Below are 12,746 nucleotides of genomic sequence, written 5' to 3' on the forward strand. Positions count from 1 at the left end.
CTACTGCCTTCATCCGAAGATGGCATCTAGACGGGTCCTAGGAAGGGTTGCGAAGAGAGGGATTTCCGCGGCGTTGTTGCATAAATCCTCCGGCCGCGAGGGGCGCGCGTGCTGACGTTTACGCGCAACAGTTGGGCAGATGGGGCTGTAAACACTCCGGCTGACTGCGTAGATTCTCGACTTTTGCCGGGAAGATGCGCAGGGACACACAGAAGCGGGCCGAGCCGAAGGGCACCTATCGCGTCAGGAACTGGACGCAATACAACGCCGGCCTGATTGCCAGAGGAGACGTCACGATGTGGATTGACCAGAGCCTGTTCGCACCGTCCGACGCGGGCGTATCCAGGCGCGGTCGCCCGTGCGTCTATCCGGATGCCGTCATCCAGATGCTGCTCGGCCTCAAGCAAGTGTTTCAACTGCCGTTGCGCGCGCTGCAAGGCTTTGCCATGAGCCTGCGCAGGCTTGCCTTCGCGGAACTGCCGGTGCCGAACTACACGACCCTGAGCCGCCGCGCGCAGGACCTGGAGGTGGTCTTGCCCGCTACGCGCACGGGTGAGGCGCTGCATCTGGTGGTCGACAGCACCGGCGTGAAGGTGTTCGGTGAAGGCGAGTGGAAGGTGCGCAAGCACGGTTATTCCAAGCGTCGCACTTGGCGCAAGGTCCATCTGGCGATGGACGCCAAGAGCGGCCAGATATGTGCCGCCCTGATGACCCATCAGGATGTCGGGGATGCCGATGTCCTGCCTGACTTGCTCGATCAGTTGCCGCCTGAGACGCCTGTGGACATTGTCGGCGGTGATGGCGCGTACGACAGCAAATCGTGCCACGCGGCGATTGCTGCCAGAGGTGCGCAGCCGTCGATTCCTCCGCGCGAGGGTGCGATGCCCTGGCCGGATGCCACGCCTGGCGCGGCGTGGCGCAATGTAGCCATCGACGTCATCGCAAAGAGCAGCAGGCGTGAATGGAAGAAGGCCAGCGGTTATCACCGCCGCTCGCTGGTCGAGAACCTGATGTATCGGCTCAAGACGCTCACTGGCCATTCGCTGTGGGCGCGCGAGGTCAGTTCCCAGGCGACCGAGGTAGCAATCCGTGTGGGCGTGCTCAACCGCATGTCTGAGCTCGCTCGCCCGCAGTCCGTCCGCGTGGCCTGAACTCCAACCCAAAGGGGTAGCTCCGCCTTTAAATTCGATTTATGCAACAACGCCGATTTCCGCATCAGAATTCGATCAGATAGTAAACACGGATGCTTGAGGGAGGCCCCGGGTGCCATACTTTGCCGAAAACGCCAGACATCTGACCCTACGAGAAGGCCAGTCACCAAACACGGGGCTGCGTAGAGGGCAAGTCGGTGCACTGTACGCGTTGGCCGCACATTTCATTGAGCGCCACGATCCGGCGCTGATTTCGCTGCCGACGGGCTACGGGAAAACGGCCGTACTGACCGCCGCCTGTTTTCTAGCGCAAGCGCGCCGCGTACTGGTCGTTACGCCGACCAATACCCTGCGGACGCAGACCGCGCGCGCATTTCGTACTCTCGACACCCTGCGGCGACTCACTGCGCTGCCGGCCGAAGCTGCACTCGCGGGACCCCTCGTTGCTGTGGTTGAGGAGCGCATAACGTCGCCACAGCAATGGCAAGCTCTCGAAAGTAGCGACGTCGTTGTCTGCACTCCCTATTCGGCTAGCCCGGATCTGGATGGCGCCGTCCCCCCGCCGGCGGACATGTTTGACCTAGTGCTTTTAGATGAGGGGCATCACTCACCAGCCAAAACGTGGGCGGCCTTTATTCGGGCGACACCAAACTCCCGCCATGTATTGTTATCAGCCACACCCTTCCGCCGAGACCGTCGACAGTTACCAGGGCGCCTGATCTTCTACTACTCCTTACGTCAGGCCGTCTCGGAGAATGCCTTTGGAAAAGTATGCTTTAGTCCCGTGATCGTCGACGAAGACGCACTGCCCGAGAGTCGGGACGCGGCGCTCGTCGCCAGAGCAGTTGAAGTATTTCGCCGGGACGCGGCTGCCGGACTCCAACACCGCCTGCTCGCGCGCACGGCGCGAATCTCGGACGCGGAACGGTTGGAGGAGCAGTATGTCAATGCTGGGCTTCGCGTGGAAGCCGTCTCCAGTCGCAGGTCCAAGCAGCAGATCGAAGAAATCGAGCGCCGACTGGTAGTTGGGGAGTTGGACGGCGTGGTCTGCGTGGACATGTTTGGGGAAGGCTATGACTTCCCCAAGTTCAAGATCGCGGTGTTACACAGCGCACACAAGTCGCTAGTGCCAACCCTTCAGTTTATTGGGCGCTTCGCTCGTACCAATGATGAGCAAACCGGCACCGCTACATTCCTCGCGGTACCTCGGGACGTCGACGCCGAGAGCTCAGAGCTTTATCGGGATGGAGTCGACTGGGATGTCCTCCTAGCAGACGTAGTTGAAGCACGGCAACAGCTGGCCCTTCAACAACGCGAGACGCTGCAATCCTTTGCGCAAGCCGGGCATCCGCACGCCGATTACGAAGCTGTCAACCCAGGCGCGTTTCGGCTGCCGCAGCACATAGCTGTCTACCGAGCGGGGCAAGCGCCCGATTTTTCTGCGGCTCCCGAGACACTGAATTCGCTACAAATCACAAACGGCTGGCTGAGCGACGACCATTCAACGTACCTACTGCTCGCAAAGTCGGTCAGGTTGAGCTTGCCCCCGCAAAACGAATCCCTTGCTGAGGTTAAACTGAAGCAAGGAGAGATGTGATGACAAGCAAGACAAAGCGGGCGCAGTACACGCTGGAATTCAAGCTGGAAGCGGTACGGCTGGTGAAGAGCGGGCAGAGCATGGCAGTGGTTAGCGCGACCCTGGGCATCAGAGCGCAGACGCTGCATAACTGGGTCAAGGCGGAGCGGGAAGGCAAGCTGACTGGTGCGGGTATGAAGCCGGTCAGCCCGGAGCAGATGGAGCTGGCCCGGCTTCGGGCGGAGGTGGCGCGCTTGAAGATGGAGCGCGATATTTTAAAAAAAGCCGCAGCATACTTTGCGAAGGAGTCGGTGTGAGGTATGCGTTCATCGAGCGAAACCGACGTTACTGGCCGGTCTCGGTCCTGTGTGAGCTGTTAGGGGTCAGCCCCAGCGGCTATCACCAGCGCAAGCAACGCACAGTAAGCACCGACAGGCCAGATAGAGGCCGACTCAGTGACGATGCCTTGTTGGCCCACATCAAGGCGATTCACGCCGGGGTCAAGGGGGAGTACGGCTGGCCGCGCATGTGGAAGGAACTGCTGGCGCGTGGGGTGCGGGTGGGCAAGGAGCGTGTTCGCAAGCTGATGGCGCTGCACGGCATCCGTGCCCGCCACAAGCGCAAGTACATCGCGACAACCAACTCGAACCACGATTTGCCGGTGGCCCCCAATCTGCTGCAACGCGACTTTAGCCCAGCAGCACCCAATCAAGTCTGGACGAGCGACATAACCTATGTGGCGACCGCCGAAGGCTGGCTCTACCTGGTGGTCATCATCGACCTGTTCAGCCGGCAGGTGGTTGGCTGGTCGATGCAACCACACATGAAGGCCGAATTGGTCACGGACGCGCTGCGCATGGCCTGGTTCCGGCGCCGCCCGGAAGCCGGTGTGATTGTGCACACCGACCGGGGAAGCCAGTATTGCAGCCATCTGTTTCAAGACGCCCTGAAGGCGTATGGCATGCGCTCGTCAATGAGCCGCAGGGGCGATTGCTGGGACAACGCGCCGACTGAGAGTCTGTGGGGGTCGTTGAAGGTCGCTCGCCTGCACGGTCGCCAGTTCGCTACCCGCCGCGCCGCAATGGACGAGGTAATTGACTGGCTTGGCTTTTATAATGCCAGCCGACTCCACTCGACGCTGGGCTACGTCAGCCCCATGACGTTCGAGAAAAACTGGTCCGCAGCTCAGCAACACCGGGCTGCCTAATTCCCTCGGTTATGGGATTCGTGGAACAGGGGCAAGGTCAGGTCTCCCGTCTGGTACCGGGACGATCATCTCGTTGACGCAGCTCATGCATGCTTCTTGGTTCGCTTCTTTCCCGCTTCGCATCTTGTATTCATTACCGCCACAGACCGTTCTGCTCGCCATTACGCCGAATTGGTAGAGTTCTTCTTCGAAGGAAACGCCTCCCCGCTGGCGTTCAACCAGATCCGTAAGGTGCTGAATGGCATGACGGATCAAGAGTTCTACAGCATTGGCATCCGTAGCACGTCCCCAACCGCTACCACGGAGTCCTACCGCATCGTCGCGGGCAGCAACGCTGACCGTGGCGTGCGGGACACTGACGCAGCAAGCTTTTCACAAGGCCACTTTATGGGACGCGGCCAGGTCAACGGAGAGGCAGAAGTAATCGGCGCAAGCGCGGGGGGGCGCATCTGGTCAAACGGCAAGCTATCGATCCCGGATATCTTAGACTGGATGACGGCGCTTCACGAGCGCATGACTGCAAACCAAATCAATATTGGTCGCTCGGGTCTCGATCTACTACCATTCGGAGAACCGCTCGAACGCATCCCTGCGTCGGCATGCATGACAGATTGGCCGAAGGTTGCCTACCGCGACAATCCACAGGTCACAATTGGCGACGATGCAGACCGAGTCGTCACGTGTCTCCTCGATCTACAAATTACCGATGTCGCCGTCAACGGGGATGGTTCCGCATTGACGTTCCGCATCGGCGACGATGACCGTTCACAGCGGGTGCGATATCGTCTACGTCGAAGCCCCCAATATGAGCTGTTGACGGAAAATCCGCGCATACGTGTGGCGACTTCAGAAGGCAATATCTCCATCGACGAATGGCTTGACGAGCACGGACTCGTCTTCTTTACAAAGGAGCTGGACTCCTTCACACATGGCACGCTGCAGCGCAGATTGGCACGCACAGCAATCCGTCCGGAAAGTCTAGTGGCCCACGACTGGACGAATTGCGATATCCATGTCGAGTTTGACACGACCGATCCCAATCGCATGACCGTACAGCGATTCCTGCAAGAGCATCTCACCGGCACTTTGGGGGCTGACTTCATCATCTTTGATCATCGATCAGGCGAGGCTGCTGACTTCATCGTCGGAAAAGCTTTGCCCGGCGATCGTCTGGCCATTTCGCTTTATCACTGCAAAGCCGCCGGCGGACTGGTATCCGGCGATCGCGTCGACGACGTGTACGAGCTGGCCGGGCAGGCAGTGAAGTCAGCCCGATTCCAACGGAAGGATGAACTGCTTCGGCATATCGATCGCCGCACGCTGCCACGTCGAAATCGCGGTCATTCCCCTTGTCTGATTAGCAACCGTGATGCCGTCTTGGATCTGGTGCGTAGGCATGATCCCATTGCCATTACGCTATCCGTGCATGCGGTTCAGCCGGGACTCTTAGCCAGCGAATTGGCCGACAACGTGCGTGCCGTCATGGCCGCAGCCAATGATAGTCTCACCGCGCAGGGCGTCGAGCTTCGGTGGATGGTGAGTTGAGCCATATGTAGGGAAACTTTGCAATCACGAAGACAACGATGCCCACTGCAAGTCCGCGGGGGAGCACGTATTGCTTTACCCATATCGCTTCCCACGAATTTGGGCCGACACTCTTACTGCGCATCAAGTCGTCGTATATGGCAATGCCAATCGTCCGGCGCGTACGTTTCACCCGACGGTGGAGTTGCCCCTTAGATTGAAGGGCTTCCCTGTTGAGGAGCGCCGACCAGGCTCGGCGTCGCCAAAACTGCTAGCGAATCAGTACGACTGCGTGTGCTCATAAGCAGGGTAGTGCTTGATTCCGATGCTGGCTGATGGCCAGTAAATGTCAATGCGCGCCAATTGGAGAAACGTGGTCGATCAGGATCAGGATCGAATCCGGGTTCCGTCGGTCCAGAATCGACCAAGAGCGGACGGTGATCCCGCCCCTTCGAACGACCGCTTCAGATAGACTATCGGCACCCCGCCTGCCTCGAAAGTCACCACCAAGTGGCGGATTGAGAGAATTTGACCATGCTTACTGATGTCTTCTTTCGCAGGTACGCGAATCGCCGGATGTTCGAAAGCGTCGGGCAGAAGGAGTCTGCGCTCTTTATTCAGGCGTACAGAATCGTCAACGAGCAGATTTGGAAGTACTACGGGTACGACAAGAAGGTCGACGAGAGTGTTAAGACGATCTGGACTGCTATTCACGACCGCCTGTCCATGGAAATCGGGGTCAAAGAACTGTCTCAGAAGTACTACTCCTACCAGACCGAGTGGATGGGCAAGCCTTACACGAACTCGGGTTGGCACGACATGAACTTCGTGGTCGAGCAGTGGCTGAACCTCAAATTCACTGACAACCTGGACCCCGACATGTTCGTCAAGCGTCGCCTAAGCTTCGTCGAATTGGCCTTCCGCACTCGAGAGGAGCAATTAGCTCAAGCGAACGCTGAGTTTCCGCGACGATTTGCTGAGGCCGAAATGCAAGACAGGATGCACCAGAAACCCATGACAGTTCCTGGCACGCGGTCCAACAGCGTGCGAGCCATCAATGAGGGCATGAACAGGACGTTCGCAGCGAATGTACATGAGCTGAACGAGCGCCTAAAGCAAGCTGGTATGCCACTACACTACCACAATGGGTACTTGCAGATTACGCAGGACGAGCAGCTTCAAGGACAAGTAGAGCAACCATTCTGGCTGTTGGTGAAGGACGCTCAATGGAAGAACGTCAGCATTGACATGGCCGAGGCGATCGATCGCAGAGACACCGGCGGCCGCGATCCATCGTTCTACGCTGCTAAGGCACTGGAAAGCACGATTAAGATCATTTGCGAACTCAAAAAGTGGACTACCGGTAATGAGAAAGGTGTGTCCGACTTCCTGAATCATCTTGAGAGCAAGGTGAACGGCCCATTCATCGAGGGCTGGGAACGGCAATCAATGCAGCGGTTTTACAGCGATGTGCGGAACGACTTGGGGCATGGACCCGGCTCGCAAGACATGCCAAATTTTACTCCGCAGCAGATAGATCAAACCATCGAGTTCTGCATGTCGTGGGTCAAGAGCTTGATCAAGCGACTGTAGCTACGTTTGAACGCTGCAGACCTAAGCGGCTGAAATGTGCTTGGTATCGGCACTACCGTAGGCGGTAGTATCCTGCGCCTGCCTAGCGGTCACTTGGGAGTGATCAGCCGAACGGCTGCAACAGGTCGGCAAGAGCGGACCGGTTCGCGACCGGCGAAGGTCGCGAACCGGCCACTTTGAGACGTTCGACAGGCCGATGCACATCGGCCACAATCCGACGACATCGGTAAACACATGGGGATGAACCTTGTTGCTGCACCCGGATGAAATCCGTATCGAATCTAGTCGACTTTCGATTAAACCCTTCTCTGCAAGTGACGCTGACGCTACATTTCCGTGCATCACGCTTTCACTGACTCGTTTGATGTCATGGGAGCCGCCTCCTGACAGAGAGAGCTTTGATCTCGTCTGGCAAGCGTGGTTACCGGCGATAGCCGAAGGAACGGATTTTGTATTTGCAGTCCGTCAACGAGATAGCGGGGGATTCCTTGGATTGGCGGGGCTCCATCACGTTAAGAGCCCTAGTGCGGAATTGGGCATTTGGATTCGAGAGGATCGCCACCGCGAAGGCATTGGCCGTGAAGCGGTTAGTCTTGTGGCAACGTGGGCAAGCCGCGAACTGGGCATCGATCGCTTCACCTATCCTGTTGCTGAAGAAAACTACCCCAGTCGACGCATTGCCGAATCTCTCGGCGGTGTCGTAGCGGAACGCAGGCTGATACCGAAATACAAGTACGTCATCTATCAAATACCGAGCCAATTGAAACTCGATGACCGGCGAAAGCCATAGCATCGCTGCCATCCGGCAGCGGCACAGAGACGGAATCGAAGGACATGCAAGGCAGAAGTGCCGCTTCTGACGGCAAAGCTGCATCTTTGACCGACCGCTTTGGAGAATTTCGAAGGACCGCTCAGGGTCGGGAGCCGTCAAAGGCCGTCGCCGATCGTCGAGAGAAGTCGCTGGCGGCGGAGATCGGCCAGAAGCGGCCGGCCGACATCCCGGGCCAATCCGGGCACCGTGCTCGACCGAGGATGCGTTACAGTACCCAATGCCAAGCGTGGACATAGCCGCGAATCCAGATGAACAGTGTGCCCCTTACGGTCAAAGAGACAATAGCCCCGACGTTCTGGCGCGATGAAACGCTGCCGTTTATCGAGGCTCGTTCAATACAGGGCGGTCGCCAGGTTTGCTATGCAAAGCACGCGCATGACACGTTCTCAATCGGTGCGATCACGGGCGGCCGCAGTACGTATCTCAACGGGAGAGTCCAGGAGCACGTGGGTGCCGGCGCAGTGGTGGTCATCAACCCGGAAGATGTCCACGCCTGCAATCCGATCGACAATCAGCCATGGTCGTATCGCATGTTCTATGTGAACGTTTCTTGGCTGATGGATCTTCAGCATGAACTCGGTTTCAGTCACAACTGCGGCTTTCGTGCGTTTTCGACCACCATGACGACTCGGCCTGACCTGTATGCTGGGTTGAATCGCCTATACGCCGTATGCACCGACGAGCACGCAGACCATCTGAAAAAGCATAGTGCGGCGCTCACCTTCTTTTCGGAAGTGCAGCAAACGCTGAGCCCGGCCCCTGCATTGACTGGGAGCCCGAATCGAAAGCTCGTCCGCGCGGCGGAATACATACGAGAAAACTGCACGCGCTCGCTCAAGCTGGCGGAGATCTGTGCAGCAGCAGATCTCTCTGCGTCCTATCTGATCCGCTCTTTTAAGGATCGCTACGGCATGACGCCTCACGCGTACCTTATCAATTGCCGTATCGAATACAGCCGGTCAGAGCTCAGGCGGGGGCGAGCCATCGCCGATGTCGCCATTGAAGCGGGATTCTCCGATCAGGCCCACCTGCAACGGACTTTCCGGCAATTTGTGGCGGCCACGCCTCGCCAGTATCGTGGTTGAGCCCCAGGGCGTGGCCGAGCCAGCCGCCTATGCCTGAAGCAGGTAGACGGCGCTGCCCGCAAGCAACAGCGCCATCAGGCGATTGAATAGCCGGACCCGCTTGGGATCGCTCAAGTATTGACGCAAAAATGATCCTGCATATGCCCAGCAGGCAATCGATCCATAGCAGATCACGAAATAGACTACCGTGAACTGCCAGACCAACATGCGGTCGCCGTTTGCTGCGTATGCCCCCATGCCCGCAAGAGATGCCAGCCATGCTTTCGGATTCAGCCACTGCATCGCTGCTCCGGAGAGCAACGACGGACCTTTTGTTGCCTCCTCCGCTCCGAGTCGCCCGTCATCGACGGCGAGCTTGTAGGCCATGTAAAACAGAAACGTTACCCCGGCCCACTGAATTGACTTCGTCAGATACGGCCAATGACTCTGGATTTCGTGTAATCCCAACCCGGTCAGCAAGAGCAACAACGTAAAACCAATGGTCGCTCCCGTAACATGCCGCATGCTGGCGCGTAGTCCATGCTGAGCGCCTGTACTCAACGCAACGATGTTGACGGGCCCGGGAGAAATCGATGCAGCCAGGGCAAAGGCGCTCATGGAAAGAAGATGGCTCATCTATTGCCTTCGATACGCTCGTTGAGAAATCACAGAGCCCGAAGGTATAGCGGGATGGGACCGCACGTATTGAAGAAAATTACCCTTTGCTTTCCGTAGACCGACCGCTTTTTGCAACGGTGGCAGTCCATTTCGGGTCGGTAGCCGCCATCCGGCATCGAGAGTGCCGCTGGTAGCTGGCCGAAACCTTGCACGACTCGCGCCAACTGAAGATTCGTTCCAGATCTCGGCCGCCCGGGACTCAGGTCGCTTCGACCGTGACCTCACGCAATGGCACCTTGAGCGACCGGCCATCTTCCAATCGAATAATGGCCTCAGGCGCTGCCTTCCTGCTGCCCGGCGCGATCATCCAGCACCCTTGGACGGGGTCCCTACTCCGACTCACTAGCGCGAGCCGGCACTGCGGGCCTCTTTGCTTGCATTCAGGCGTCCGCATGTCCGCATGCCTTGGGCAAGCCGCACCTCCTCTGCGCCGTACCTTGTGACCAAGATGATCTCGGTGTCATCGTCGGTGATATCACTCAGCATCGAGGGCGGGCTTCGGCTGCCGCTTCCGCTGCCGCCGGCATGCCGGCGGGCCAGGCGAGATGGCGTGGCGCCGGGGAGCGCGGGAAGGCGCGGAGGTGGCCTATCCTTTCTGACAGGAATACCAATGATAATGGTCCGTATTAGTAACAAAAGCCGGAAACTTTTACCATGAAGACGACCGCGTGGCGGTGCCGCGCGCGCTTCGCGTGCTGCAATGCGGTGTGATTGCCAGCGCGGGATATGCTAAAAAGGCGGGCCGTGCGCGATGCGCGGGCGAGTACGACGGGACTCTCGCGTCCGGCACGGCCGGTATGGACTGGCGGATGCGGACGCCGACGCCCCGGGCAACAGGAGTTATGCATGTCGAGGAAGCGGAAATGACCCAGTCCTATGCACTGCAACACGCGCGGCGCGTCTCATCCGTGGTCGACCAGGCGTCATTCAACGAGGCTGCAGCGCAGGCGCGCCTGTTCCGCTCCTGGACCCGCTCGCTCAATACCTTCCGGCTGGACCCGGGCAATACGTCCGGCCCGCGCGTCATCAGCGCCGCGGAGCTGAAGGACAGGCGCAGCAGTGCCGAGGCCCTGCTGCGCTTCTCGAACCCGGTGGTGGAGCGGTTGCACGGTATTGTCGGCAAAGCGGGCTATTGCGTCCTGGTGGCCGACGCCGATGGCGCCCTGATCGATTTCCGTGGCCAGGAAGACCGCCGCAAGGAATACCGGCAGCATGGGCTGTATCACGGCCGCTATTTCACCGAGGACTCCGAAGGAACCAGCGGGGTGGCCTGCGTCCTGGCCGACAAGGAACCCATTACCGTCCACACCGAGGATCACTTCAGGGCCGCATTCACCTGCCTGACCTGTACCGCCGCGCCCATTATTTCGCCATCCGGCGAATTGACCGGCGTACTGGACGTATCGGCCGTGCGAAACAGCGAGAATCGCGACTCGCAGGAATTGATCTACGCCTGGGTATGCCAGGCGGCGGAGATGATCGAGAACGCCTGCCTGCTGCACGATACCAGCCATCTGTGGACGCTGTACCTGCACCGCAGCCAGGACTACCTGAGCCTGCACCCCGAATTGCTGATTGCATTCGACGATGCCGGAAACATCGTAGCGATGAACCGGCAGACAAAGAGCATGCTGAGCGCGCTATACACCGCGATACCGGCGAACGTCCAGCATCTGTTCGACCTGAATGCCGGACAGGTCATCGACCTGAACAATGGCATGGAGATGTTCCCGTTGCGGCTGACCCGCGGCGCAGGACGCTTCTTTGCAAGCCTGCGCCCGCCCCGCCAGGCCCTGCGCACGATTTCGCTGTCGCCGGAACACCCGGCCGCCGGGCACGCTCCCCGTGCTCTTGCCAGCGATCATCTGGTCATCGGCGACCCGCAATTCTCGTCGCATCTCGCCCGCGCGCTCAAGATCGTCGACCGGCGCATTCCCATGCTGCTGCAAGGCGAGACGGGAACAGGCAAGGAGGCGTTCGCGCTCGCCGTCCATCGCGGTTCGCTGCGTGCGTCGCAGGCATTTGTCGCCGTGAACTGCGCGGCGATCCCGGATACGCTGATCGAAAGCGAGCTGTTCGGTTACGCGGAAGGGGCATTCACCGGCGCCAAGCGCAAGGGGCTCAAGGGGAAGATACTCCAGGCGCACGGCGGCACCTTGTTCCTCGATGAGATCGGCGACATGGCTTTGCCGCTGCAGACCAGGCTGCTTCGCGTCCTGGCGGAGAGCGAGCTGGTACCGCTGGGCTCCGAGCAATCGGTGCGGGTCGACATCAACCTGATCTGCGCAACCCACAGGGACCTTGCGCGCATGGTCTCCGACGGTACCTTCCGGGAAGATCTCTACTATCGCCTGACCGGCGCGGTGTTCCGGCTGCCTCCCCTGCGCGATCGCTCCGACCTCGACGAGCTCGTCGATTTCTTCCTCGCGGAAGAAACCGAAGCGCACGGCAGCCGCCCGGCGCTGTCCGCCGAAGCGCTGGCATGCATCCGCCGCTATCGCTGGCCCGGCAACGTACGGCAGCTGCGCATGGCGTTGCGGTACGCATGCGCGCTGGCTGCGGCCCCCGGCGTCATTGCCGCCGAACATCTTCCCGATTATCTGCGCTGCGCCGCGGATGGCGCCATGGCGGCACCGCAGCCGGTTAGCCCGCCAGTCGCGCCACAGGCGTTCGACAGTGCCGGCCTGCGCCCCGGCGAGCATCTCGAACGGGAGCACATCGTGCAGATGCTCGCCTGCCATCACTGGCGCGTCAAGGAAACCGCCAAGGCCCTGGGCATGAGCCGCGCCACCATCTACCGCAAGATGGCCCGATACAAGATCGTCTATCCGGGTTCGGCATCCTTGCCGGGGTCCGCGCCCTCGTCTCAGGCGGACGAGGCGGACTGAGGCACGGTGTCTCACCGGACCGAGCCAAGCCGTCTCATGCCGGCGGCCCGCAGCTCGCCGGGCCGTCGCCGGCATCTTGCTGTATCGCAACGATAAACGCGCGCGGCCAGCGGTTCACCACGCCGGCGCCTGACGCAGCGCCACACTGCACCGCAGCATACCCAGCGCCTGCGTCGCCCGCCCTCGTGCGCTGTGCTCACTGGCATGGTTCATGCGATTTTCCTGCTGCACGA

General features: G+C 59.7%; 9 protein-coding genes. 8 read left to right on the forward strand and 1 reads right to left on the reverse strand.

What is annotated here, in order from left to right:
• The first annotated feature begins 194 nt into the window (after positions 1-194).
• From BKK79_RS34165 to BKK79_RS34195, 7 genes are all read left to right on the forward strand, one after another.
• The gene (locus tag BKK79_RS34165; RefSeq protein ID WP_071040057.1) at positions 195-1,151 is read left to right on the forward strand and encodes an IS5 family transposase; all 957 of its coding nucleotides are present in this window, start codon (positions 195-197) and stop codon (positions 1,149-1,151) included.
• A 112-nt stretch (positions 1,152-1,263) separates the two neighbouring features.
• Positions 1,264-2,748, forward strand: a complete 1,485-nt coding sequence (locus tag BKK79_RS39630) for a DEAD/DEAH box helicase family protein (RefSeq protein ID WP_084085535.1) — start codon at positions 1,264-1,266, stop codon at positions 2,746-2,748.
• Positions 2,748-3,934, forward strand: a protein-coding gene (locus BKK79_RS34180) for an IS3-like element ISRme13 family transposase (RefSeq protein WP_085960481.1) whose coding sequence is annotated in 2 segments (ribosomal slippage) — positions 2,748-3,003 and positions 3,003-3,934 — 1,188 coding nt in all. Because the reading frame shifts where the segments join, the coding sequence is not laid out codon by codon here. Before BKK79_RS39630 ends, BKK79_RS34180 begins: the two co-directional genes overlap by 1 nt.
• Positions 3,935-4,030: 96 nt before the next feature.
• Entirely contained in the window at positions 4,031-5,479 is a 1,449-nt protein-coding gene (locus tag BKK79_RS40805; RefSeq protein WP_157128596.1) for a hypothetical protein, read from the forward strand.
• Between the two features lie 513 nt (positions 5,480-5,992).
• Positions 5,993-7,051 (forward strand): AbiJ-NTD4 domain-containing protein, encoded by a 1,059-nt coding sequence (locus BKK79_RS41325; RefSeq protein ID WP_071040059.1) that lies wholly within the window; start codon positions 5,993-5,995, stop codon positions 7,049-7,051.
• Between the two features lie 250 nt (positions 7,052-7,301).
• A complete protein-coding gene (locus BKK79_RS39640; protein ID WP_418235921.1) occupies positions 7,302-7,841 on the forward strand; it encodes a GNAT family N-acetyltransferase in 540 nt (179 codons plus the stop codon).
• A 290-nt stretch (positions 7,842-8,131) separates the two neighbouring features.
• Positions 8,132-8,968 carry a helix-turn-helix transcriptional regulator gene (locus BKK79_RS34195; protein WP_071040060.1) on the forward strand — a complete coding sequence of 279 codons (837 nt, stop codon included), beginning with the start codon at positions 8,132-8,134 and terminating at the stop codon, positions 8,966-8,968.
• Positions 8,969-8,995: 27 nt separating this feature from the next.
• On the opposite strand, the gene BKK79_RS34200 is transcribed toward BKK79_RS34195, so the two are convergent.
• Positions 8,996-9,583 carry a LysE family translocator gene (locus tag BKK79_RS34200; protein ID WP_071019695.1) on the reverse strand — a complete coding sequence of 196 codons (588 nt, stop codon included), beginning with the start codon at positions 9,581-9,583 and terminating at the stop codon, positions 8,996-8,998.
• Positions 9,584-10,488: 905 nt separating this feature from the next.
• Between BKK79_RS34200 and BKK79_RS34205 the strand changes: the two genes are divergently transcribed.
• Positions 10,489-12,513, forward strand: a complete 2,025-nt coding sequence (locus tag BKK79_RS34205) for a sigma-54-dependent Fis family transcriptional regulator (protein WP_197523991.1) — start codon at positions 10,489-10,491, stop codon at positions 12,511-12,513.
• The last annotated feature ends 233 nt before the right edge of the window (positions 12,514-12,746 follow it).

This window comes from Cupriavidus sp. USMAA2-4, assembly GCF_001854305.1.
In the GTDB taxonomy this organism is placed as follows: domain Bacteria; phylum Pseudomonadota; class Gammaproteobacteria; order Burkholderiales; family Burkholderiaceae; genus Cupriavidus; species Cupriavidus malaysiensis.

Excerpts from the sequence above, each read along its gene's own strand:
- BKK79_RS41325 (WP_071040059.1), top strand. The coding sequence starts at position 5,993 with ATGCTTACTGATGTCTTCTTTCGCAGGTACGCGAATCGCCGGATGTTC.
- BKK79_RS34200 (WP_071019695.1), bottom strand. The coding sequence starts at position 9,583 with ATGAGCCATCTTCTTTCCATGAGCGCCTTTGCCCTGGCTGCATCGATT.
- BKK79_RS34195 (WP_071040060.1), top strand. The coding sequence starts at position 8,132 with ATGAACAGTGTGCCCCTTACGGTCAAAGAGACAATAGCCCCGACGTTC.
- BKK79_RS34205 (WP_197523991.1), top strand. The coding sequence starts at position 10,489 with ATGACCCAGTCCTATGCACTGCAACACGCGCGGCGCGTCTCATCCGTG.
- BKK79_RS34165 (WP_071040057.1), top strand. The coding sequence starts at position 195 with ATGCGCAGGGACACACAGAAGCGGGCCGAGCCGAAGGGCACCTATCGC.